Genomic DNA, 23,999 nt, shown 5'->3' with positions numbered 1-23,999 from the left:
AGAAAACTACTTTAGCGTAAAGCCGTTGGGTTGTCGCTGACTGCGTCATAACGGAATGTGCTGTGCCCGATCGGGCGCAAAGGAGGACGGGGGAGAGAGAATGGCTAAATGCTGAAAAGCGAAAAACCCGCCGAAGCGGGTTTCTCTTAGATGGTGCATCCGGGAGGATTCGAACCTCCGACCGCTCGGTTCGTAGCCGAGTACTCTATCCAGCTGAGCTACGGATGCATTACTATTTTTACTGCTTGCCTGCTTCGCTAATGAAGCCAGACTTAAAGAATGGTGCATCCGGGAGGATTCGAACCTCCGACCGCTCGGTTCGTAGCCGAGTACTCTATCCAGCTGAGCTACGGATGCAAATGGCGGTGAGGCGGGGATTCGAACCCCGGATGCAGCTTTTGACCGCATACTCCCTTAGCAGGGGAGCGCCTTCAGCCTCTCGGCCACCTCACCAAACGCTTCTTTCGAATTGCGCCTAACTTGCTTTAGAGAAGCTCATCGGCACTGCGTGGCGCACATATTACTTTCTCCGACTTTTAAGTCAAACAATTTTTCCCAACTCATGCGCGTTTGCACAATTCGCACCCAACATGGGCGATTTCACGGCAAAAAGGGCGTTTTATCAACAGGCAACCGCAGCGTCTGTAGCAACAAAGCAGAAAACTAACCGGGAAAATAATCACGAAAAAGAGAGGGGAGAACGAAAGAAGTGGGTAAAACGATGCAGTAGCGTCTCGTCTGGCAACGAGACGCTGCTTCGGAATCAGTAAGTCGTCTGCTGAGACTTCTCTGCCTGAATGCGCTGATAGATTTCTTCACGGTGAACCGAAACCTCTTTGGGGGCGTTCACACCAATACGCACCTGGTTGCCTTTTACCCCTAGCACAGTGACCGTAACCTCATCGCCAATCATGAGGGTTTCACCAACTCGACGAGTCAGAATTAACATTCTTTGCTCCTTGAAAGATTAAAAGAGTCGGGTCTCTCAGTTTCCCCGTCATTATCCATCATATGTGGTGAAAACGTAAGCCGCGCAACCCACAATAAGTGTAAGCAGACTTGGTCCCACCTCAGATAATGGTAAGTTTAGCCGACCTGAAAAACTTTGTTCCCGCAATTGTAACTAAATTGTGTTAGCACAGTATGAAAACGCCATAATCAACAAAGTATTATGGCGTTTGTGCGTGCTATTTATTTATGTTCACAGCTTCGAGGCCACCCAGGCTTCTACGCTGTTTAACGCCGCTGGCAGGGCGTTGATATCCGTCCCCCCCGCCATCGCCATATCAGGGCGACCACCGCCCTTGCCGCCTACCTGCTGCGCCACGTTGCCAATCAACTCGCCGGCTTTCACGCGGTCAGTCAGATCCTTGGTCACGCCTGCAACCAGGCTGACTTTGTCATCAGCCGTCGTTGCCAACACGATGATGGCTGAACCCAATTGATTTTTCAGGTCATCCACCATGGTGCGCAGCATTTTGGCTTCGACATTGTCCAACTGGCTGACCAACAGCTTCACGCCGTTAACCACTTTTGCCTGGCTGGACAGCGACGCGCTTTCCTGCGCCGCCTGCTGATCTTTCAACTGCTGCAGTTCTTTTTCCAGCGCGCGGGTGCGATCGAGCACCGAGCGCACTTTATCGGTCAGGGTGTTGCTGTCGCCCTTAACCAGCTGCGCAACGTCTTGCAACAAATCGCTTTGCTGGTGCAGCGTGGCGATAGCGCCTGCGCCGGTCACCGCTTCAATACGACGAATGCCCGCCGCGGTGCCCGACTCGCTCAGAATGCGGAACAGGCCAATATCGCCGGTGCGGCTGGCATGAGTACCGCCACACAGCTCGGTGGAGAAGTCGCCCATGGTCAGTACGCGCACGTTGTCATCGTACTTCTCGCCGAACAGCGCCATCGCGCCCTTCTCTTTGGCATCTTCCAACGCCATCAGCTCGGTCTGTACCGGCAGGTTACGACGCACCTGCTGGTTCACCAGATCTTCCACCGCGCGGATTTGCTCCGGCTTCATCGCTTCGAAGTGCGAGAAGTCGAAACGCAGATATTTGTCGTTAACCAGCGAGCCTTTCTGCGCGACGTGGTCGCCCAGCGTTTGGCGCAGCGCGGCGTGCAGCAAGTGAGTCGCGGAGTGGTTCAGACGGATGCTGTTGCGGCGCTCAGCGTCGATCTGCGCATCCACGCGATCGTTCAGCTTCAGCGAGCCCTGCGCCAGTTTGCCCTGGTGGCCGATAGCCTGGCCGTATTTCTGGGTGTCGTTGACCACAAACTCTACGCCGGCGGCTTTCAGCACGCCTTTATCGCCGACCTGGCCGCCGGATTCACCGTAGAACGGCGTCTCATCCAGCACCACCACCGCCTCTTCGCCGGCGTTGATCCGATCGACCGGCTGGCCGTCGCGGAACAGCGCGATGACAGTTGCCTGCTGCTCGTCGTGATCGTAACCGCTGAACTGGCTGCTGCCGTCCACGCGGATCAGGCTGTTGTAATCGGCGCCGAAACCGCTGGATTCGCGCGCACGGCGGCGCTGCGCTTCCATCGCTTCTTCAAAGCCCGCTTCATCGACTTTCAGACCGCGCTCGCGGCAGACGTCAGCGGTCAGATCGACCGGGAAGCCGTAGGTATCGTACAAACGGAAAGCGGTTTCGCCGTCCAGGGTATCGCCCTGCAGCTTGGCCAGCTCTTCGTCCAACAGCGCCAGGCCACGCTCCAGCGTGCGGGCAAACTGCTCCTCTTCGGTTTTCAGCACCTGCTCCACCAACGATTGCTGGCGTTTCAGTTCGTCGGCCGCCGGGCCCATCACTTCGATCAGTGGCGCCACCAGCTTGTAGAAGAAGGTGTCTTTCGCGCCCAGCATGTTGCCATGGCGGATCGCGCGACGAATGATGCGGCGCAGCACGTAGCCGCGGTTTTCGTTAGACGGGATCACGCCATCCGACACCAGGAAGGCGCAGGAACGGATGTGGTCGGCGATAACGCGCAGGGATTTGTTGTCCAGATCGGTTGCACCGGTCACTTTTGCCACGGCGGCGATCAGGGTACGGAACAGATCGATTTCGTAGTTGGAGTTCACATGCTGCAACACCGCCGCGATGCGCTCCAGCCCCATACCGGTATCCACCGAAGGTTTCGGCAGCGGCAGCATGGTGCCGTCGGACTGGCGGTTGAACTGCATGAAAACGATGTTCCAGATCTCGATGTAGCGGTCGCCGTCTTCTTCCGGGCTGCCAGGAGGGCCGCCCCAGATGTGATCGCCGTGATCGTAGAAAATCTCGGTGCACGGGCCGCATGGGCCGGTGTCGCCCATCTGCCAGAAGTTGTCGGAAGCGAAAGGCGCGCCCTTGTTGTCGCCGATGCGAATAATGCGCTCGGCCGGTACGCCGATTTGCTTCTGCCAGATGTCGAACGCTTCGTCATCGGTTTCATACACGGTGACCCACAGTCGCTCTTTCGGCAGGTTGAACCAGTTTTCACCGGTCAGCAGTTCCCACGCGTAGCTGATCGCGTCATGCTTGAAGTAATCGCCGAAGCTGAAGTTGCCCAGCATTTCAAAGAAGGTGTGGTGACGGGCGGTATAGCCGACGTTTTCCAGGTCATTGTGCTTGCCGCCTGCGCGCACGCAGCGCTGCGAGGTGGTGGCACGGGAATAGGCGCGTTTGTCCAGCCCCAGGAAAACATCCTTAAATTGGTTCATGCCGGCATTGGTAAACAGCAATGTCGGATCATTGTTAGGCACCAGGGAGCTGCTCGCTACAACCTGGTGACCCTTACTATGAAAGAAATCGAGAAACGCTTGACGGATCTCAGCGGTGCTCTTGCTCATAATTTTCCTGGAAAGGCTAGAATAACGACACGTGAGCCGGTGACGCGTCATCCCGACGATGACAACCAGCTCACGAACAAAAAGTGGGGATAAGATAAATTTTCTTCAGAGGGAAGTAAAACCCCGTGTGCGCTCATTGCGCAAAATCACGGTAAATTGACTGAATTTCTTCCTGGAAGAAGCCGCGATAGAGCAGATAGCGCTGCACTTTGGCTTTCTCTTTCCAGTCGGTTGGCAACGCATCGCCAAATTTTCGCTGCGCCACCTGTTTCGCCTGTTCGCACCAGTCGATGTCGCATTCCGCCAACGCGTCCTGCACCAGCGCTTTGTCGACGCCCTTTTGCATCAGCTCACTGCGGATGCGCTGCGCACCGTAACCTTTGCGGCTGCGGCTGCCGATGTAGCTGTGAGCGAAACGCTTATCGTCTAGCCAATTATGCTGGTAACAGTAGGCAATAACCTGCTCGATCAGCGCAGGATCCACCGGCTCTTCAGCCACCGGCGGTGATGCCGGCGCATGTGGCCCCTTGCCGCCAAAACGGGCTTTCGCCACAAACGGCTGCGCCGCAAGTTTGCGGCGCAGTTCAGCTTCACTATGATCGCGTTGCGACAGCAGGCGCATGGCGCGGCTTAGCAAGTCATTCATCATTCAAGCCTGAATTTATGGGATATGCGCCACACGAACGGCGGCGCATATCTTCAGCGATTAGAACTGCTCGCTGGTTTCCGCTTCGTCGTCTTCGAAGTCGTCACCGGAAGCGGCCACCAGTTCACCGCCGCTGTGCAGCAGCAGGTCACGCAGCTTCTTATCCAGCTCAGCGGCGATAGCCGGGTTTTCTTTCAGGAAGTTACAGGCATTCGCCTTGCCCTGACCGATCTTCTCGCCATTATAGCTGTACCAGGCGCCGGCTTTTTCGATCATCTTATGCTTCACGCCCAGATCGACCAGCTCGCCACGGCTGTTGATGCCTTCGCCGTACATGATTTGGAACTCAGCCTGCTTGAACGGCGCAGCGATTTTGTTCTTCACCACTTTCACGCGGGTTTCGCTGCCCACCACTTCGTCGCCCTCTTTGATGGCGCCGATGCGGCGGATATCCAGACGCACCGAAGCGTAGAACTTCAGGGCGTTACCGCCGGTCGTGGTTTCCGGGTTGCCGAACATCACACCAATTTTCATACGGATCTGGTTGATGAAGATCAGCAGGGTATTGGCGTTTTTCAGGTTGCCGGCCAGCTTACGCATCGCCTGGCTCATCATGCGTGCCGCCAGGCCCATGTGCGAATCGCCGATTTCACCTTCGATTTCCGCCTTCGGCGTCAGCGCCGCCACGGAGTCGACGATGATGACGTCAACCGCGCCGGAGCGGGTCAGCGCATCACAGATCTCCAGCGCCTGCTCGCCGGTGTCCGGCTGGGAGCACAGCAGGTTGTCGATATCGACGCCCAGCTTTTTCGCATAGACAGGATCCAGCGCGTGCTCGGCATCGATGAACGCACAGGTTTTGCCTTCGCGCTGCGCAGCGGCGATCACCTGCAGCGTCAGGGTAGTTTTACCAGAGGATTCCGGGCCGTAGATTTCAACGATGCGGCCCATCGGCAGGCCGCCGGCGCCCAGAGCGATATCGAGTGACAGTGAGCCGGTGGAGATCGTTTCCACGTCCATGGAGCGGTCTTCACCCAGGCGCATGATGGAGCCTTTGCCGAACTGTTTCTCAATCTGGCCCAGTGCCGCAGCTAACGCCTTTTGCTTGTTCTCATCAATAGCCATTTTTGCTCCTTCGTTTCGCAATGCCGGTGTTACCCCACACTGCCACTGAATGTATGTTGTGCAGGAAATGTCACTAATTATACTGTATGGTCATACAGTATCAAGCCTAATTTACAAAAATTCGTCGATGGCGGTTTGCAGCGCGAAAATCGTCGCCTGCAGCCGCACCGCGTCGCGGTCGCCCTCGAATTGCATCATGCGCGACAGCCCCCGGCCATCGCTGCCGACGAAGCCGAACCACACGGTACCGACCGGCTTTTCCGCGCTGCCGCCGTCCGGGCCGGCGATGCCGCTCACCGATAGCGCCAGATCGGCCTGCGCCGCCCGCAGCGCCCCTATCGCCATCTCACGCACCACCTCTTCGCTGACCGCGCCGTGCGCCGCCAACGTGGCTTCTCTCACCCCTAGCAGGTCATGCTTCGCCGCATTGCTGTAGGTGACGAAACCGCGATCGAAATAGGCGGAGCTGCCGGCGATATCGGTAATGGCCTTGGCAATACCGCCGCCGGTGCAGGATTCCGCACAGGTGATCCAGCGGCCCTGTGCCTTCAGTTTTTCCCCCACCAGCACGCTGAGCCGGCGCAGTTGGTTTTCACTCATAACCTCTCCCTCGCGAATTCAGGTATATGCGCCCGATAGTAGCATTTATCAAGGCGATGCGGCGGCCGACGCGTGGAAATGCGCAGCGCCTCGCAGGAGGTGCGGTTTTAAGCGCCCAGCCAAACTGCTAGTATCAAAAGAAGCGCCCCAGCGAGCGGCGGCGCACCAGCACAAGGAACATCACGGAGGCGGCACGCTGCGGCGGCTGCCTCAGGGCGCACCAGAAGAGATTAGGATGATAGCGTGAAAAAAACGTTGGGCGTATTCTTGCCGTTGTACACCACCACCCTGCTGCTGCTGTTGGGCTCGGGCCTGCTCACCACCTACGTCTCGCTGCGGCTGGCCTCCATCCACGTCAGCAGCGCGCTGATCGGCGCCATCATCGCCGCCAACTACATCGGGTTGGTGATCGGTGGCAAGGTCGGCCACTTTCTCATCGCCCGCGTCGGGCATATCCGCGCCTACGTGGCCTGCGCCGGCATCATTACCGCTGCGGTGCTGGGGCACGGCCTAACGGAGTTCATTCCCGCCTGGGTCGCCCTGCGCCTGGTGATCGGGCTGTGCATGATGTGTCAGTACATGGTGCTGGAAAGCTGGCTGAACGACCAGGCGGAATCCAACCAGCGCGGCATGGTGTTCGGCTTCTATATGGCGGCGACCTATCTCGGCATGTCGCTGGGCCAGATCGTGCTGATGCTGCAAAGCAACCTGGGCATCACCACGCTGCTGGTGATCGCGCTGTGCTTCGCGCTCTGTCTGGTGCCCATCGCCCTCACCACCCGCACCAATGCGCGCCACATGTCGCCGGCGCCGATGGAGCTGCGCTACTTTGTCGGCGCCATTCCCAAGGTGCTGGCCACCACGTTGGTGATCGGCATGGTGGTGGGCTCGTTTTACGGCCTGGCGCCGGTCTATGCCAGCCTGCAGTCCTTAACCACTCAACAAACCGGCCTGTTCATGGCACTGGCCATCTTCGCCGGGCTGGTGGCGCAGTTCCCACTCAGCTGGCTGTCGGATCGCTATAGCCGCCCGTTGCTGATGCGACTCAACGCTATTTTCCTGATCGTGGCGGCGCTGCCGCTGGCGCTGCTGCCGCACATCGATTTCCCGCTGCTGCTGGCGGTGGGCTTTGTCGTCAGCATGCTGCAGTTTACGCTCTACCCGTTGGTAGTGGCGCTGGCCAACGATCTGATTGAGCCGGAGCGCCGCGTCTCACTGGCCGCCTGCCTGCTGATGGCGTTCGGCGTCGGCGCCAGCATCGGGCCCTTGGCGGTCGGCGCGCTGATCGAGCCGCTTGGCGGTAATATCCTGTACGCCTTCTTCGCCCTGTGCGGCGTGCTGCTGGCGGCCCTCAGCCGCACGGCGAAAGCGGAGGAACCTCAGCTGGCGCAGGACGCACCGGTGCCGCATATTCCGCTGCCGGACAGCCTCACCAGTTCGCCGCTGTCGCCGGCGCTCAATCCGACCTTCGATGAGCAGATCATTCACGACACCATGCCGCCGCCGGAAGCGGCGCCCGATGTCGACGAGCCGCAGCCCGAGGAACAGGAGGCGGAGCCCCTGCCTCAGGGGGCCGATCCGCAAGAGGATACCGGCCTGAAAAAGGCGCACGCCATGCTGTAAACGGCAGCGCTACAGATCCAGGAAGGAGCCCAACATGAAACCGCGTTCGGCGATCGCCGCTTTCAGCGTCGGCGCGGTCAACACCTCCAGCTCGACGAGGCGCGGGTGACAATATTTGCTCTGCAGGATCGTCGCGTCGAGGAACGCCGGGTGGCACATCATTTCCAATGACTCGGCGCCCTGCTCGTCGGCGCGCGTCAACCGCTGCAGGAACAAGGCTTCGGAAATCATTTCACCGTAGAATCCCGCGTCAAACGCGTCGGTGCTGCAGGGCGTCTGCAACGTAATATCGCGCCGCTTCGCCTCTTCGCGATCGAGACGCAGCGGCAGACCCTGCGCCTGCGCAAACGCCTCCACCAGCGGGTAAATCTGCGGCTGCATATGCACATGGTGGTGGCTGTCGATGTGCGTCGGCGGCCTGCCGAACAGCGTCACAAACCGCGCGAACTGGCGCTGCAGTTCCTCCTGAATCTCGTCCAGCTGCAGCTCGCCGGCCTCGGCGCGGCACCACAGCCATTTACCCAGTTCGCCATGCTCGTTGACCAGCGAAGGCATGGCGCCCAGCGGCCTGCCATGGGTCAAAACGAAATGCAGCCCGATCGGCAGCCCCGGATATTGCCGGCTGAGCGCCGCCGCGTGCTGGGCGCCGCCGCCGTTCACCATCGCCGTGGTAGAGGAAACCACGCCATGCTGATACGCCTCGATGACGCCGTAGTTTTGCCCCTTGCTCAGGCCGAAGTCGTCGGCATTCACGATCAGTAGTTTTTCCATAATGGCTCCCGCGAGATGGATTTTTGGCAAGGGAAGCCCGACCGACCGACGCGGCATTCCCCTTCGCTAAGGTAAAAATCGAATGATTAACCGGCCGGCGGCCTGAAGCTCATCGGCATATCGGCGTTGATACTGATCGGGAGCGGCCCTAAAGAGGGCCGTAGCACTTTTTTCGGTAGTTGCCTGGGGTCACGTCGGTGAGCCGCTTGAAGTTCTTAATGAACAGGCTGACATCGCCATAGCCGGAATCAAAGGCGATATCGGAAACCGAAGAGTTGGTGACCTCCAGCTGCGTCTTGGCGAAATTGATACGGATCTCATTGATCACCTGCATCGGCGTCTTATGGTAGTAACGCCGCATCGCCCGGGTCAGATACTCCTGGGTCTTCCCCGACAGCGCCACCATGTTCGCCAACGCCCTTTCGCCGAACATCGCCTTGTCATGCATGCCGGCCAGGGTGTTCTTCAGCCACTGCGGGATATCATCGCCGCCGTCGTTTTCTTCCTTATAGTGACGAATGCGGCTGATCACATAGAAAGTCAGCGTTTCGAGAAATTCGGCGAAATCATCCTCGCGAAACTGCGGCGAACTCACCACCGATTCGATATAGGCCAAAAACTCGCTCCTCAGGCTGTAGGCCTGCGAGGCGACGAAACAGCGCGGCAGCTGCTGCAAATAGTGCTCTTCAAAGAACGCTTTGCTGACCGCCACGTTGAAGATTTTCGTCGCGCCGAACTCGTAAAAGCTCTGGTGGTAGGAGCCGATAGGGATAAAGACGAAATCCCCGCGTTCCAGCAGCACCCGCTTGCCGTTGATCTCCTGGTAGCACTTGCCGCTCAGTACGATGGTGAACTCGTAATAGTCGTGCTGATGCAGCCCGGTGGCGCTTTCCACCTTGTTGTAGATAAACAGGTGAAAATCTTTGCAGTTAAAAAAATCCTGCTCGCGAATCAGCTTCACGTCGTTCGCACTCAGCGAAATTCGGTTGTCGGACACGGCGCCGGCCTCCCGTTAGTCAAATCCGTTGCGTCTGGCCGCCTCGGCAAACCAGTAGCCGCTTTTCTTGATGGTGCGGCGCTGATCCGCCCGATCCAGCCGCACCAGCCCATAACGATTCTTGTAGGCGTTCAGCCAGGACCAGCAGTCGATAAAGGTCCACAGATGATAGCCTTTGCACTGCGAGCCTTCCGCCAGCGCGCGGTGCAGCCATTTCAGGTGCTCGCGAATAAAGTCGATGCGGTAATCGTCCTCCACCCGCCCATCGACGCCGATAAACGCCTCTTCGCCTTCAACGCCCATGCCGTTTTCCGAAATATAACAAGGCAGATTGCCGTAGTTCTCTTTCAGATCCATCAGGATGTCGTACAGCCCCTTTTCGTAGATCTCCCAGCCGCGGTGCGGATTGATTTTGCGGCCCGGCATTGCATAGTAACTGAACAAATCCTCCGGCGATGCGATCGGCCCCTCGGCACGGCGCCCCTCTTTCGCCTGCACCCTGCGCGGTTGGTAATAGTTGACGCCGAGGATGTCCACCACGCCGTCTTCAATCAGCTGCGCATCCTGCGGCTCGCAGTGGGGCATCAGCCCATGCCGCTCCAGCAGCTGCAGCAACGCCGCCGGATAACGCCCTTTGGCGACCGGATCGAGGAAACTGCGGTTGAGCAGCAGATCGGCATCGTGCGCGGCCTGCCGATCCTCCAGCGCATCGGAACGCGAATAGGTCGGACTCAGGTTCAAAATAATGCCGATATTGCCCGGCAGCTCCCGCGCTCTGAAACGCTGCACCGCCATGGCATGCGCCAGTACGCTGTGATACGCCACGGTGACCGCCCGTTTGAAGTCCACTACACAAGGGTAGTGCAGGTCATTCAGGTAGCCGGCCTCCACCGGCACGATCGGCTCGTTGAAGGTGAACCAGTGGGTGACCCGATCGCCAAACAGACCGAAACAGGTATCGGCGTAACGCGCATAGGCTTCGACCACCGCCCGGCTTTCCCAGCCGCCGCGCTGCTGCATGCACAGCGGCATATCGAAGTGGTAGAGATTGATAAACGGGGTGATGCCCTGCACCAGCAGTTCGTCGATCATCGCGTTATAGAAAGCCACCGCCTGCGGGTTCACCTCGCCGTCGCCGTCCGGGATCAGCCGCGACCACGAGATCGACGTTCTAAAGGTATTGTGGCCCAACGTTTTGAGCAGCCCGATATCGGTACGGAAATGGTCGTAAAAGGTTGAGGCCTCGCCCGGCCCCACCCGATCGTGAAAGCGCTCGGGCGCGATCTCGTACCAATAGTCGAAGATGTTGCGGCTCTTGCCGTCCCGTGCGGCCGCCCCTTCAGACTGCGGCGCGGAGGTGGCGCTGCCCCACCAGAACCCGTCGGCAAATTGATATTCCATACTCGCGTCCCTCGCGGGGCGGCCACGCCGCCCCGTTCCACTGTTAGAATTTCAGCGCCTTGGCGATGTCTTCTTCGCTTTCCGTCGCCGCGTCGATCTGGCTCTGCGCCTTGTTGGAGATCGCCACGAACGGCAGATAAATCACGGTGGCGACCGCCAGGTTGAACAGGCTCAGCAACAGGGCCATGATGCTGCCGTTGGTGTTGAAGAACGCCCCCAGGCCGACCGGCATGGTCCAGGGCGCGATGTTGGTGATAGGCGGGATCAGCCCGGAGTAATAAGCCAGCGAGGTGATGATGGTCAGCACCGGCTGCACCAGGATGAACGGAATGAACATCACCGGGTTCATGATAACCGGCAGGCCGAACAGAATCGGTTCGTTGATCTGGAAGATGCCGGACGGCGTCGCCAGCTTGGCGACCTGGCGGTAATCTTCGCGGCGCGAGGCGATGAAGATGGCGATGATCAGGCCCAGCGTCGAACCGGTGCCGCCGAGGTAAATGTAGGAGTCGACGAACGGCTTCGCCCACATGTGGAACTCTTTCCCCGCAGCCACCGCCGCTTCGACCGAACCGTATTTGTTATACAGCTCCACGTTTTCCAGCGCGAACGGCGTCATGATGCCGCTGTCCAGCGCCGCCAGCGCCATGGAGCCGTGCACCCCAAAGAACCACAGCAGCGAAGAGAACAGCACGTACACCCAGCCCACCACGCTGCCCATCTTGGCCAGCGGCGCCGAAATGCCGTCCATGATGATCTGGTGGAAGTTGGTGCCCCAGTGCGCCAGCGCGAACGCCACCAACCCCATGATGGAGAGGATGATGAAACCGGGGATCAGCGCCGAGAAGGAGCGCGACACCGAAGCCGGCACGCTGTCCGGCAGGCTGATCACCCAGTTGCGCCGCACGATGAAAGCAAACATCTCGGCCACCGCCAGCCCGATCACCATACCGGAAATGATGTTGGCGCCGCCCAGCCAGTTAGCGCCCACCGCATAGGCTTCGCCGACGTTGAACGGCGTGACGGTCATAAAGGCCGCCACCGCCAGCAGCGCCGAAGCCAGCGGATCGACCTTGCGCTCTTCGGCCAACGCCATGCTGATAAAGAACGGCGTCATCAGGGACATGATCCCCAGCGTACCGTTGTAAACGCTGCCGCCGATGCTCTTCAGCCCGTTCAGCGTCTCGATGGTGGAGGCATCCAGGCGCACGCCCAGCGAATAGAAGAACGATCCTTCGCCAAAGCTCAGGAACACGTTGTTGATCAACACGAACATCGCCCCGGTCAAGGTCAGCGGCATCAGGCGAATAAAGCCGTTCTTGATGGCGTTGACGTGGGGCTGCTTACCGATTTTTACGGCGAAAGGCAGGATAACCTTCTCGAGCGAGGCAATGAGGGTATTCACGGCGGCCTCCTGTTATTGATTGGCTTTCTTGATGGCGGCCACCGCGGCCTTCAGCACCCCCAGCCCATCGACCTTGCCGTACAGCAGCGGATCGATGACTTCAACAGGTTTGTTGGGCAGCTGTTTTTGCACTTCCGGCAAGGTGTAGGCGATCTGCGGCCCCAGCAGGATCAGATCCGCTTCAATGCCTTTCTCCGCGGCCAGCGCCTCCGGATAGGCGGCGATGATCACCGGTACTTCGTATTTCTCGGCCTGCGCCTTCATTTTTGATACCAACAGGGAAGTGGACATACCGGCAGAACAAAACAGATAGATTTTTTTCTTTTCCATACCAAGCACCTCAGATAATCAAAAAAACCCCGTGTTATTTGTATGCCAGATGCAATCACGATTGCTTCACGCACATTCCTTATGAAAATTTCCGTCACGTTGCCCTGGTTGCAGACAGTATACGGAGCATGAAAAACGGATCGGTAAGCCAGCGGGGATAATAACCGTCTCTCCTTGACCAGCTGGCTTGACCCCCTTCACATTTCACATAAAAAAATAGTGTGACCGGGCTCTCAAATAACCGATAAAAACTCGGAATATTCGCAATTAATACTCAAATAACAATTATAAACAGCCAGTTATAAACTCGCCGGGAATTTAAGGGATTATTTGCGCCCGAACAAACGAAGAGGGAATAAAAATAGTTCAAGCTTGATTCGCTTACTTGCCATCCGAACGCGATGGCCGGTAAAGAAGATTAGGTGGGCAGACGCAGCAACTCGATCACCGTGGTCAGCGCCACGGAATGATTCCTGCGGTTGGGATAATAGAGGTAAAAACCGGGAAACGGCGCGCACCAGTCGGCCAACACCCGCCGCAGCCGCCCACTAGCGAGGTGTTCTTCCACCTCCTGTTCGATGGCGAAAGCGATGCCGACGTGCGCCAACGCCGCCTGCAGCAACAGCCTGGCGTCATCCACGATAAGCGGGCTGTTGACCGCCACGGAAAATCGCTGCTCGCCCTGCTGAAATGCCCATTTGTAGCGCTCGCCCGAAGAGGCCTTGCGCCAACCGATGCAGCGGTGCTGCAGCAAATCCTGTGGATGCGTCGGTTCGCCGTGCCGTTGAAAATAGTCCGGCGTGGCGACGATGGCAAAACGCAGATCCGGCGTCAGGCGCACCGCACGCATATCGTTGTGCAGATCCTCGCCGAGCCGAATACCGGCGTCAAAGCCTTGCTCGACGATGTTGGCAAACCCTTCGTCCGCCACTACCTCCAGCGTAATGCCGGGGTACTCGCTGGCCAACCGCCCCAGATGCGGTACGATGGCGAGATCGATCGCCGAACGCGGCGCGTTGATGCGCACCAGGCCGCGTGGCCCTTCGCGAAACGCATTCAGGCTCTCCAGCGCGGCGTCGATGTCGGTAAAGGCCGGCACCAGCTGTGCCAACAGATGCTCACCGGCCTCCGTCGGCGAGACGTTGCGGGTGGTGCGGTTCAACAGGCGAATGCCCACCTGCGCTTCCAGTTCGCGCAGGGTGTGGGTCAGCGTCGGCGGCGTCACGCCCAGTCGGGCGGCGGCGCGGCGGAAGCTGCGTTCACTGGCGATAGCCACGAAGGCCGCCAGGCCGGACAATTCGGGTTTCTTCATGCTATTAATATAAATTATCTAATAGTGAGATGAATTTTTAGCGGATAGTTATCCGTCATCTAACAACATAGCATTGCGATCGAACCCATTACCAGGTATCGATGCGATGATTAATACTACAGCCCCAACTCATGAAACGCCGCGCCGTCTGGCTGACAAAGTCGTGCTGGTAAGCGGCGGCGGCACCGGTATCGGCCGCGCAGCCGCGCTGGCCTATGCCCGCGAAGGCGCAAAAGTGGCGCTGGCCGGCCGGCGTGCGGCGGAAATTGAAGCCACGGCGCGCGACATCGCGCTCGCCGGCGGCGACGCCCTGCCCATCGTGGCCGACGTCTCCCAGGAAAACGACATCCGCAGGCTGCTCGCCACGGTGACCGCCCACTACGGCCGGCTCGACGTCGCCTTCAACAACGCCGGCATCATCGGCAACTTCGCCCCCATCACCGAACAGAGCAGCGAGGATTTTGACCGCGTGATCGCCATTAACCTCCGTGGCGTCTGGCTGGCGATGAAATACGAGATTGAAACCTTCCTGGCGCAACATTCAGGCGGCGTGATCATTAACACCTCCTCCTGGCTGACCCACGGCGCGCTCGCCGGCTCATCCAGCTATTCCGCCAGCAAAGGCGCGCTCGATGCGATGATCCGCGCGGTGGCGCTCGAATACAGCGGCCAGGGCATCCGCGTCAACAACATCAACCCCGGCATCATCGACACGCCGATGGCGCGCGGCAGCGTGGCCGACAGCGCGGCGTTTGCGCCCTTTATCGCCCACACGCCCGCCGGCCGCCTGGGCGAATCGGAAGACATCGGCGATGTGGCACTGTGGCTGGCGACGGACGAAGCCCGCTTCATCACCGGCCAAAGCCTGCTGGTGGACGGCGGCTACACCATCGCCGGCATGCGCTGAGGGGGCGACGCCATGAACTACGTTCGGCTTGGCGACAGCGGCCTGCAGGTGTCCCGCCTTTGTCTGGGCGGCATGACCTACGGCGATCCGGCCTGGCGGCCCTGGGTGCTGAAAGAAGAGCAAGCGCGCCCCTTTATCCGCGAGGCGCTGGAGGCGGGCATCAACTTTTTCGATACCGCCAACATTTACTCCGGCGGAGAAAGCGAGCGCATTCTCGGCCGCGCGCTGAAGGCGTTCGCCCGTCGTGAAGACGTGGTGATCGCCACCAAAGCCTACTTTCCGATGGACGCGCAGCCGAACAGCCGCGGGCTGTCGCGCAAGCACCTGCTGCACAGCGTCGACGCCTCCTTGCAGCGGCTGGGAACGGATTACCTCGATTTGTTCGTCCTGCACCGCTTCGACACCGAAACGCCGATCGAAGAAACTGCCGACACCCTCGACGGCCTGGTGCGGGCGGGCAAGATCCGCTATCTCGGCGCGTCTTCACTGCACGCCTGGCGCCTGATGAAAATGCTGGCCTTTCAACGTCAGCACCGCCTGGCGCCGTTTATTTCGTTGCAAAGCCAATACAACCTGGTGACGCGTGAAGACGAAGAAGAATTGATCCCGCTGTGCCTGGAGGAAGGTCTTGGCCTGACGCCCTGGTCGCCGCTGGCCCGCGGCGTGTTGGCCGGCTCCGCCAGTGGCGGCACGCTGCGCGCCGCCACCGACGAACAGGCGCCCCGTTGGTACGGCGGCAGAAACGAGGTGGAATGCACCGTCGCTGCCGTAGCGGAGGTGGCGGCCGTGCACAGCGTTCCACCGGCGCAGATCGCGCTGGCCTGGCTGTTGGCCAAACCCGGCGTAGCGTCGCCGCTGGTGGGCATGTCCAAGCCACACCATCTGCAGGATGCGCTGGCGGCGCTCGACCTCAGGCTATCGCCGGAAGACGTGGCCGCGCTGGAGGCGCCAATGGCACACGCTGCCCGCCCCGAGCGCTGGTAGCCCCCTTTCCCTCATTCCCGGAGAGAAACATGTCATACGCTGTTACCGCGCGAGCGGCGTTGTTCACCCTCGCTGCCGCATTCACCCTTAGCGCGCCGGCGCAGGCCGCCGTCAGCGCAGACTGCACGGAAAGCAGCATAACGCTGCCGCCCGGCGCACGTTACCCCAACGGCATCGCCCGCGCGGCGGACGGTACGCTGTATGTCGGGCTGATCACCAGCGGCAACGTGCTGCGCAAACGGCCGGGGCAGGCGTGGGAAACCTTCTTCCCCGGTGCTGACACGGTGTTCGCCTCAAACGCGCTGCGGCTGGACGAACGGCGCGGGCTGCTGTGGGGGAACTCGCCAGACTTTCTCTCCGGCGGCAAAACGCGCGCCAACCGCATCTATGCGCTGAACGTCGCGGATGGCACCCTCAACCGCAGCCTGGCGCTGCCGGCGGGGGAAATGGGCAACGATATCGTGCTTGGCGCAGACGGCACGGTGTACGTGACGGAAACCCGCGGCGGCGGCATCCTGCGCCTGCGGCCGGGCGAAACGGCATTCAGTACGCTGTATCGGGATCCGCAATTGGCGGCTCCCAGCGGGTTGGGGGCCGCCGGGATCGTGCTGCTCGACGACCGGCTGATGGCAGTCGCCAATTTCGGCACCGGTAAGCTCTACGCCCTCAGCTATAACGATCCAAAGCCGCAGCTGACGGAAATGCAGCTGCCGCGCCTCATCGAAAACCCGGACGGGATGGGGTTGGCACCGGACGGCGCGCTGATCGTGCTGGAAAACGGGATCCAGAGCGGCCAGGGGCGGATCCTGCGGATCCCTTCCCCCAAGGCGGCAGGCATGCACCGGATTGAGATCTTGCGCGAAGGCATGGAATCGCCGGTCAACCTGACTATCACGCCACAAGGCTGCGCCTTCGTCAGCGAATCGCGCATCCGCCACCGCCTGCTGCCCGGCCATGAAACCGAAGTGCCCGACAGCTTCCGCCTCTATCAACTGCCTTTGCCTCTCACCGCCGCGCAATAACCTTTCCACCACCACTGCGGGCGGCGACTTGCGTTGTTGCCCGCAGGCGAACAACAATCTCGCTGCGTTACAAACCGGCCTTGCGCAGCGCTTCCCATTTTTACCTGTGACAGCCGATTGCCCGCTAGGCTAGTATAAGCGTCTGTGCAAACCTCGGGTTTGAGCGCGCCGTCTGGCGTTTTGATGATTTGATTTGCGCCGCCCGGCAAGCGCTAAATGGGGCGGCGCCTGCTGAAACAATGTGATAGCGAATGATGACAATGAAAATCACAGTGACCTTTACATTCAATGGATTGGAAAAATAATCGCATGAATAGCACCGATAAACTCGATTCGCACACGCCAATGATGCAGCAGTACCTGCGCCTCAAGGCCCAGCATCCTGAAATCCTGCTGTTCTACCGCATGGGCGATTTCTACGAGCTGTTTTACGACGACGCCAAGCGCGCTTCCCAACTGCTGGATATCTCGCTGACCAAACGCGGCGCCTCGGCGGGTGAACCGATCCCGATGGCCGGCGTGCCGCACCACGCGGTGGAGAACTACCTGGCCAAGCTGGTGCAGCTCGGCGAGTCCGTCGCCATCTGCGAGCAGATCGGCGATCCGGCCACCAGCAAAGGGCCGGTCGAACGCAAAGTGGTGCGTATCGTCACCCCCGGCACCATCACCGACGAAGCGCTGCTGCAAGAGCGCCAGGACAACCTGCTGGCGGCGATCTGGCAGGACGCGCGCGGCTTCGGCTACGCCACGCTGGACGTCAGCTCCGGCCGCTTCCGCGTCGCCGAGCCGCAGGATCTGGAAACCATGGCCGCCGAGCTGCAGCGCACCAATCCGGCCGAGTTGCTCTACCCGGAAACCTTCGAACAAATGGCGCTCATAGAACAGCGCCACGGCCTGCGCCGCCGCCCACTGTGGGAATTCGAGCTTGAGACCGCGCGTCAGCAGCTCAACCTGCAGTTCGGCACCCGCGATCTGACCGGCTTTGGCGTCGAGCAGGCGCACCAGGCGCTGCGCGCCGCCGGCTGCCTGCTGCAGTATGTCAAAGATACCCAGCGCACTTCGCTGCCGCACATTCGCGGCCTCACCATGGAGCGCCAGCAGGACGGCATCATCATGGACGCCGCGACCCGCCGCAATCTGGAGCTGACGCAAAGCCTGTCCGGCGGCAGCGACAACACGCTGGCGGCGATCCTCGATCGCACGGTCACGCCGATGGGCAGCCGCATGCTGAAACGCTGGCTGCACATGCCGACCCGCGATATCAAGGTTCTCACCGCCCGCCAACAGGCGATCGGCGCATTGCAGGACCTGCTCACCGATCTGCAGCCTTCTCTGCGTCAGGTGGGCGATCAGGAGCGAATTTTGGCGCGTCTGGCGCTGCGCACCGCGCGGCCGCGCGATCTGGCGCGCATGCGTCATGCTTTCCAGCAACTGCCGGACATCCGCGCGCTGCTGCAAGACGTGGACACCCCGCACGTGCAGCAGCTGCTGTCACAGGTGGGCCAGTTCGACGAGCTGCGTGAGCTGCTGGAACGCGCGGTCATTGAATCGCCGCCGGTGCTGGTGCGCGACGGCGGCGTGATCGCCCCCGGGTACAACAGCGAACTGGACGAGTGGCGCGCACTGGCCGACGGCGCCAGCGACTACCTCGATCGGCTGGAGATCCGCGAGCGTGAAAAACTGGGGCTGGATACGCTCAAGGTCGGTTTTAACGGCGTACACGGCTACTACATTCAGGTCAGTCGTGGCCAAAGCCACCTGGTGCCGATCCACTATGTGCGCCGCCAGACGCTGAAAAACGCCGAGCGCTACATCATCCCGGAATTGAAAGAGTACGAAGACAAAGTGCTCACCTCCAAGGGTAAGGCGCTGGCGATCGAGAAAAGCCTGTACGACGAGCTGTTTGATCTGCTGCTGCCGCACCTGGCGGAACTGCAGCAAAGCGCCGCCGCACTGGCCGAGCTGGACGTGCTGGCCAACCTGGCCGAGCGCGCCGATACCCTGAACTACGCTTGCCCAACCATGAGTGAACAGCCGGGGATCCGCATTACCGAAGGCCGCCACCCGGTGGTAGAGCAGGTGCTGAGTGAGCCGTTTATCTCCAACCCGCTCACCCTGTCGCCACAGCGCCGCATGCTGATCATCACCGGCCCGAACATGGGCGGTAAAAGCACTTATATGCGGCAAACGGCGCTGATCGTGCTGATGGCGCACATCGGCAGTTACGTGCCGGCCACCAAGGCCACTATCGGCCCGGTGGATCGCATCTTCACCCGCGTCGGCGCGGCGGACGATCTGGCTTCCGGCCGCTCTACCTTCATGGTGGAGATGACCGAAACCGCCAACATCCTGCACAACGCCACCGAGCACAGCCTGGTGTTGATGGATGAAATCGGCCGCGGCACCTCCACTTACGACGGCCTGTCGCTGGCCTGGGCCTGCGCCGAGAACCTGGCCAACCGCATCAAGGCGATGACGCTGTTCGCCACCCACTACTTCGAGCTGACGACGCTACCGGAGAAAATGGAAGGCGTGGTCAACGTGCATCTGGACGCGCTCGAACATGGCGATACCATCGCCTTCATGCACAGCGTGCAGGACGGGGCTGCCAGCAAAAGCTATGGCCTGGCGGTCGCCGCGCTGGCCGGCGTGCCGCGCGACGTCATCAAGCGCGCCCGTCAGAAGCTGCGCGAGCTGGAGTCTATCTCCAGCCACACCGCCTCGGGCAGCGTCGATGCCACCCAGATGACGCTGCTGCAGGAAGAGACCTCGCCGGCGGTAGAAGCCCTGGAGGCGCTGGATCCGGATTCCCTGTCGCCACGCCAGGCGCTGGAATGGATCTACCGGCTGAAAAATATGGTGTAGTCTGGCGCCAAACGCGGGCATAAAAAAACGGTGAGCATCATGCTCACCGTTTTTATTTGATGCGGTTCAACAACCGGCGTTATTCGCGGAACAGCGCCTCAATGCTCAGGCCCTGCATCTGCAGAATCTCACGCAGGCGGCGCAGGCCTTCAACCTGAATCTGACGAACGCGCTCACGCGTCAGGCCAATCTCCCGGCCTACGTCTTCCAGCGTCGCCGCTTCATAGCCCAGCAGGCCGAAACGACGCGCCAACACTTCACGCTGTTTGGCGTTCAGTTCGAACAACCATTTGACGATGCTTTGCTTCATATCGTCGTCTTGCGTGGTGTCTTCAGGCCCGTTGTCCTTCTCGTCGGCCAGAATGTCCAGCAGCGCTTTCTCCGAATCCCCGCCCAGCGGCGTATCCACCGAGGTGATGCGCTCATTCAGACGCAGCATGCGGCTGACGTCATCCACCGGCTTGTCGAGTTGCTCGGCAATCTCTTCAGCGCTCGGTTCATGATCCAGCTTGTGGGAAAGCTCGCGCGCGGTGCGCAGATAGACATTCAGTTCTTTGACGATATGGATAGGCAAACGAATGGTACGGGTTTGGTTCATGATCGCCCGTTCAATCGTCTGACGGATCCACCAGGTTGCGTAAGTGGAGAAGCGGAAACCGCGTTCCGGGTCGAATTTTTCCACTGCGCGAATCAGACCGAGGTTACCCTCTTCGATCAGATCCAGCAGCGCCAGACCGCGGTTGCTGTAGCGGCGGGCGATTTTCACCACCAGCCGCAGGTTGCTTTCAATCATGCGGCGGCGGGACGGCACGTCACCGCGCAGAGCACGCCGCGCAAAATAGACTTCTTCCTCTGCGGTCAGCAGAGGTGAATAACCGATCTCACCCAGATAGAGCTGCGTCGCATCCAATACGCGTTGCGTAACGCCTTGAGACAACAGCTCTTCTTCCGCTAAATCGTTCTCGCTGGTCTCTTCTTCTACCAGCGCTTTTTCATCAAACGACTCAGCCTCAGCTCCATTCTCGTCGAAATCCGCATCATCATGTAACTCGTTAACTTTCAGCGTATTTTGGCTCATATGCTGCTCCTACCCGTGATACCGCGAGCAGAATCTCAGCGTATTCTGCCCAATCTATCGCTGCGGAAGATAACGCAGCGGGTTTACGGATTTCCCCTTGTAACGAATTTCAAAATGCAAACGTACTGAACTGGTACCGGTGCTACCCATGGTGGCTATTTTTTGACCCGCCTTCACTTCTTGTTGTTCCCGGACCAGCATTGTGTCGTTATGAGCGTAGGCGCTCAGGTAATCATCATTGTGTTTGATGATGATTAGATTACCGTAACCCCGTAAAGCGTTGCCGGCATACACTACGCGGCCATCGGCGGTAGCGAAGATAGGCTGCCCACGGGAACCGGCGATATCGACGCCCTTATTCCCACCTTCTGATGAGGAAAAGTTATCAATAATCTTACCGTCAGTCGGCCATCTCCAGGTACTGACCGGAGAACTGTTGCTGACGGTGCTGCTCACGGGTGGAGCGGCTTCCGGTGCGGTAACAGGCGCAGTCGCGGTCCCAACCGCTGCGGCACCTGCTGCAGGTAACATCTTACCTACATTCTGTTTACCCGAGTTTTCAGAATACGCGTTAGTTGATTGAGAATCAACCGTTGCCGTCTGGATCTGGGAGCTGGAAGGTGGCTTCGGAACGCCGCCTTTGGTTGCATCTGTCGTCGCCAGCATGCCGCCGCCGCCGTTGGCAGAACCATTACCAAGCTGAATGGTTTGGCCAACATTCAGGCTGTATGGCTCGGGAATATTGTTGCGCTGCGCCAGGTCGCGGAAATCGTTGCCGGTGATCCAGGCGATATAAAACAGCGTGTCGCCGCGCTTGACCGTGTAGGTTTCACCGCCGCTGTAGCTCCCTTTAGGGATAGCGTTATAACTGCGGTTATAGACAATGCGGCCCTCGGGGCTGACCTGCTGCGCCCCGCCATTATTATTGCCGGATGGAACGGCACCGCCGCCACCCACGCTGCTGATAGGGGCCGACGTCGAGGCATTGTTCGTACAACCCGCCAACCACAAACTTACCATCGTACACACCGCTACCCGGCGTAACGTAATCATTGGGCTTCCCGTGCTCATGCTTCCCCCATGACAGCAATATCAGTGATATATCCAAAATACCCTTTACATCGTAGCCGAGCTTTTGCCACTTCCCAGTCCCTGCGATGTAAAGGCGCCGCCGGCCGATCCCTGAACGCCAGGTCATCTCCCGCCGGAGCATCAAAACGCGCGCCAATGCTAACCACATTGGCGTTGCCGCACCATAAGACAACTACGTAGAAAGGCCAATTCTAGTGAAAATTAGCCTGATTGGAACGAGAAAACCTTATCCGGACGTGATGAAAGTGCAACAGATTTTGCAGACGGTCGAAAAATCAGACAATCGCTAGGCCAATTCGCCTTTCACCAGCGGGACAAAGCGCACCGCTTCCACCGCATCGACAACGAACTCGTTGCCATGGCGTTGAATGCGTTTGAGGGTTTGGGCCTGCTCGCCCACCGGCAGCACCAAAATGCCGCCGTCGTCCAATTGTTCCACCAGCGCCTGCGGGATCTCCGGCGGCGCGGCGGTGACGATGATCGCATCGAACGGACCGCGCGATGCCCAGCCCTGCCAGCCGTCGCCGTGGCGGGTGGATACATTATGAAGATCGAGCTGCTTCAGGCGGCGCTTGGCCTGCCACTGCAGCCCCTTGATGCGCTCGACGGAACAAACGTGTTGCACCAGATGTGCCAGGATAGCGGTCTGATAACCGGAACCGGTGCCGATCTCCAGCACCCGTGAAGTGGGCTTCAAATTCAGCAGCTCGGTCATCCGCGCCACCATATAAGGCTGGGAAATGGTCTGGCCGGAGCCGATCGGCAGCGCGGTGTTTTCGTAGGCCTTATGATCCAGCGCTTCGTCGACAAAACGCTCGCGCGGCACCGCTTCGATCGCCCGTAGCAGCTTTTCGTCCCGGATCCCCTGCTGCCGCAGCTGCGTCAGCAATGTTTGCATACGCTTGTTCACCATTCCCCGCTAACCTCTGCCTTGGTTAACCATGTTTTCACGACTTCCTGCGCCGCGTAGGCGGTCAAATCCACCTGCAGCGGCGTGATCGCCACATAGCCTTGTTCCACCGCCGCAAAGTCGGTATCCGGCCCGACATCAAATTTATCACCAGGCGGCCCGATCCAGTAGAGATTTTGTCCGCGCGGATCCTGCTGGCAGAACACCTTGTCGGCGGGATGGCGGCTGCCGCAGCGGGTAACGCGCAGGCCTCTAATCTCCGCCAGGGGCAGATCCGGTACGTTGATATTCAGGATTTTTCCGGTACGCAACGGCTCACGCTGCAACGCGCGCAGGATACGGCAAGTAATGGCAGCGGCAGTCGCATAGTGCTGGTGGCCGTTCAACGACACCGCCAATGCGGGCAGCCCCAAATGCCGGCCCTCCATCGCCGCTGCGACGGTGCCGGAATAGATGACATCGTCGCCCAAATTCGGCCCGGCGTTGATGCCAGAGACCACGATATCCGGTGCCGGGTACATCAGTGCGTTGACACCAAGATAGACACAGTCGGTCGGCGTCCCCTGCAGCACCGCAATATCGCCGTTGGCCAGCGTCTGCGTGCGCAGCGGCGATTCCAGCGTCAGCGCATTGGAAGAGCCGCTGCGGTTACGATCCGGCGCCACGACCTGCACCTCGGCGAATTCCCGCAGCGCCGCCGCCAGCACCTGAATGCCCGGAGCGCTGACGCCGTCATCGTTACTCAACAATATCCGCATTGTAGACTCAACCCCTAGTTGTCATAACAAGCAAACTTAAAACCGCACTCTTGTTATCCGGTTATTGTCCGGTTGCGGATTCATTGGATCACCCTGGTTCACTTTGCCCCGAATTATAACCGAACTTGCTTGTGTTACTAGCGCGTCGAACTCATGCCGACGGCATCCGAACTCGTTGCAGAAACGGCGTCTGTAGCACTGCGGCGATAAAACGCGTCTACATTCGCCAACACCTGCACAACATGAGGGAACCCTGTCGCGCCCAATACAGTCCATAAAGAATAAATAAAATTTAAATAATAACCAAACAAAACAAAACCCAAAGAACTTTCTTAGCTAGTTTG

Annotated in this window: 21 protein-coding genes and 3 tRNA genes; 6 read left to right on the top strand and 18 right to left on the bottom strand. The window is 59.5% G+C overall.

Annotated elements, in window-relative coordinates:
* Positions 1 to 151: 151 nt before the first annotated feature.
* The 5 genes from QOL81_RS14440 to alaS form a co-directional block, all read right to left on the bottom strand.
* Positions 152 to 228: transfer RNA gene (locus tag QOL81_RS14440), tRNA-Arg, on the bottom strand.
* A gap of 52 nt (positions 229 to 280) precedes the next feature.
* Positions 281 to 357 (bottom strand) — tRNA-Arg (locus QOL81_RS14435).
* A 3-nt stretch (positions 358 to 360) separates the two neighbouring features.
* A tRNA-Ser gene (locus tag QOL81_RS14430) sits at positions 361 to 453 on the bottom strand.
* 310 nt (positions 454 to 763) lie between these two features.
* On the bottom strand, positions 764 to 949 hold the full coding sequence (gene csrA / locus QOL81_RS14425; protein WP_004091602.1) for a carbon storage regulator CsrA: 186 nt from the start codon (positions 947 to 949) through the stop codon (positions 764 to 766).
* Positions 950 to 1,201: 252 nt separating this feature from the next.
* On the bottom strand, positions 1,202 to 3,829 hold the full coding sequence (gene alaS, locus QOL81_RS14420; protein ID WP_060425322.1) for an alanine--tRNA ligase: 2,628 nt from the start codon (positions 3,827 to 3,829) through the stop codon (positions 1,202 to 1,204).
* On the opposite strand from alaS, the gene QOL81_RS14415 reads away from it, so the two are divergent.
* Positions 3,779 to 3,922, top strand: coding sequence for a hypothetical protein (locus QOL81_RS14415; RefSeq protein ID WP_162091232.1), 144 nt, complete (start codon positions 3,779 to 3,781; stop codon positions 3,920 to 3,922). The genes alaS and QOL81_RS14415 overlap by 51 nt on opposite strands.
* A gap of 40 nt (positions 3,923 to 3,962) precedes the next feature.
* On the opposite strand, the gene recX is transcribed toward QOL81_RS14415, so the two are convergent.
* From recX to pncC, 3 genes are all read right to left on the bottom strand, one after another.
* Entirely contained in the window at positions 3,963 to 4,475 is a 513-nt protein-coding gene (gene recX / locus QOL81_RS14410; protein WP_043135802.1) for a recombination regulator RecX, read from the bottom strand.
* Between the two features lie 60 nt (positions 4,476 to 4,535).
* Complete coding sequence (gene recA, locus QOL81_RS14405) at positions 4,536 to 5,600, bottom strand: recombinase RecA (protein WP_060425321.1); 1,065 nt, start codon at positions 5,598 to 5,600, stop codon at positions 4,536 to 4,538.
* Between the two features lie 111 nt (positions 5,601 to 5,711).
* Positions 5,712 to 6,200, bottom strand: a complete 489-nt coding sequence (pncC, locus tag QOL81_RS14400) for a nicotinamide-nucleotide amidase (RefSeq protein ID WP_087762911.1) — start codon at positions 6,198 to 6,200, stop codon at positions 5,712 to 5,714.
* 243 nt (positions 6,201 to 6,443) lie between these two features.
* On the opposite strand from pncC, the gene QOL81_RS14395 reads away from it, so the two are divergent.
* Entirely contained in the window at positions 6,444 to 7,823 is a 1,380-nt protein-coding gene (locus tag QOL81_RS14395) for an MFS transporter (RefSeq protein ID WP_038871834.1), read from the top strand.
* A 9-nt stretch (positions 7,824 to 7,832) separates the two neighbouring features.
* Here the strand turns inward: QOL81_RS14395 and chbG are convergent, their stop codons facing one another.
* The 6 genes from chbG to QOL81_RS14365 all read right to left on the bottom strand — a co-directional run bounded on the left by chbG (position 7,833) and on the right by QOL81_RS14365 (position 14,039).
* Positions 7,833 to 8,594: a chitin disaccharide deacetylase gene (gene chbG, locus QOL81_RS14390; RefSeq protein ID WP_060425319.1), complete on the bottom strand. Its 762-nt coding sequence runs from the start codon at positions 8,592 to 8,594 to the stop codon at positions 7,833 to 7,835.
* Between the two features lie 148 nt (positions 8,595 to 8,742).
* On the bottom strand, positions 8,743 to 9,591 hold the full coding sequence (chbR, locus tag QOL81_RS14385) for a transcriptional regulator ChbR (protein ID WP_060425318.1): 849 nt from the start codon (positions 9,589 to 9,591) through the stop codon (positions 8,743 to 8,745).
* Between the two features lie 15 nt (positions 9,592 to 9,606).
* Entirely contained in the window at positions 9,607 to 10,992 is a 1,386-nt protein-coding gene (gmuD, locus tag QOL81_RS14380) for a 6-phospho-beta-glucosidase GmuD (RefSeq protein ID WP_102985433.1), read from the bottom strand.
* 43 nt (positions 10,993 to 11,035) lie between these two features.
* Positions 11,036 to 12,397, bottom strand: a complete 1,362-nt coding sequence (gene chbC / locus QOL81_RS14375; protein WP_060425316.1) for a PTS N,N'-diacetylchitobiose transporter subunit IIC — start codon at positions 12,395 to 12,397, stop codon at positions 11,036 to 11,038.
* 12 nt (positions 12,398 to 12,409) lie between these two features.
* Positions 12,410 to 12,727, bottom strand: a complete 318-nt coding sequence (locus tag QOL81_RS14370) for a PTS sugar transporter subunit IIB (protein ID WP_033641898.1) — start codon at positions 12,725 to 12,727, stop codon at positions 12,410 to 12,412.
* 418 nt (positions 12,728 to 13,145) lie between these two features.
* Positions 13,146 to 14,039 (bottom strand): LysR family transcriptional regulator, encoded by an 894-nt coding sequence (locus QOL81_RS14365; protein ID WP_060440751.1) that lies wholly within the window; start codon positions 14,037 to 14,039, stop codon positions 13,146 to 13,148.
* A gap of 106 nt (positions 14,040 to 14,145) precedes the next feature.
* On the opposite strand from QOL81_RS14365, the gene QOL81_RS14360 reads away from it, so the two are divergent.
* The 4 genes from QOL81_RS14360 to mutS all read left to right on the top strand — a co-directional run bounded on the left by QOL81_RS14360 (position 14,146) and on the right by mutS (position 19,817).
* Positions 14,146 to 14,946, top strand: coding sequence for an SDR family NAD(P)-dependent oxidoreductase (locus tag QOL81_RS14360; protein WP_060425314.1), 801 nt, complete (start codon positions 14,146 to 14,148; stop codon positions 14,944 to 14,946).
* Between the two features lie 12 nt (positions 14,947 to 14,958).
* Positions 14,959 to 15,930, top strand: coding sequence for an aldo/keto reductase (locus QOL81_RS14355; protein ID WP_060425313.1), 972 nt, complete (start codon positions 14,959 to 14,961; stop codon positions 15,928 to 15,930).
* 29 nt (positions 15,931 to 15,959) lie between these two features.
* Positions 15,960 to 16,952, top strand: a complete 993-nt coding sequence (locus QOL81_RS14350) for a Vgb family protein (protein ID WP_060425312.1) — start codon at positions 15,960 to 15,962, stop codon at positions 16,950 to 16,952.
* Between the two features lie 309 nt (positions 16,953 to 17,261).
* Positions 17,262 to 19,817, top strand: coding sequence for a DNA mismatch repair protein MutS (mutS, locus tag QOL81_RS14345; protein WP_197757196.1), 2,556 nt, complete (start codon positions 17,262 to 17,264; stop codon positions 19,815 to 19,817).
* A gap of 79 nt (positions 19,818 to 19,896) precedes the next feature.
* On the opposite strand, the gene rpoS is transcribed toward mutS, so the two are convergent.
* From rpoS to surE, 4 genes are all read right to left on the bottom strand, one after another.
* Entirely contained in the window at positions 19,897 to 20,895 is a 999-nt protein-coding gene (gene rpoS / locus QOL81_RS14340) for an RNA polymerase sigma factor RpoS (protein ID WP_004932578.1), read from the bottom strand.
* A 54-nt stretch (positions 20,896 to 20,949) separates the two neighbouring features.
* Positions 20,950 to 21,948, bottom strand: a complete 999-nt coding sequence (gene nlpD / locus QOL81_RS14335; RefSeq protein ID WP_038871876.1) for a murein hydrolase activator NlpD — start codon at positions 21,946 to 21,948, stop codon at positions 20,950 to 20,952.
* Between the two features lie 325 nt (positions 21,949 to 22,273).
* Entirely contained in the window at positions 22,274 to 22,900 is a 627-nt protein-coding gene (locus QOL81_RS14330; protein WP_047728898.1) for a protein-L-isoaspartate(D-aspartate) O-methyltransferase, read from the bottom strand.
* On the bottom strand, positions 22,894 to 23,655 hold the full coding sequence (surE, locus tag QOL81_RS14325; protein WP_169318053.1) for a 5'/3'-nucleotidase SurE: 762 nt from the start codon (positions 23,653 to 23,655) through the stop codon (positions 22,894 to 22,896). The genes QOL81_RS14330 and surE overlap by 7 nt, the downstream gene beginning before the upstream one ends.
* Positions 23,656 to 23,999 lie beyond the last annotated feature (344 nt).

It is taken from the genome of Serratia sp. CC22-02, from assembly GCF_900182895.1.
Taxonomy (GTDB): domain Bacteria; phylum Pseudomonadota; class Gammaproteobacteria; order Enterobacterales; family Enterobacteriaceae; genus Serratia; species Serratia nevei.
The sequence above is the reverse complement of the archived record's forward strand: the minus strand, read 5'-3'. Positions and strand labels throughout refer to the sequence as shown.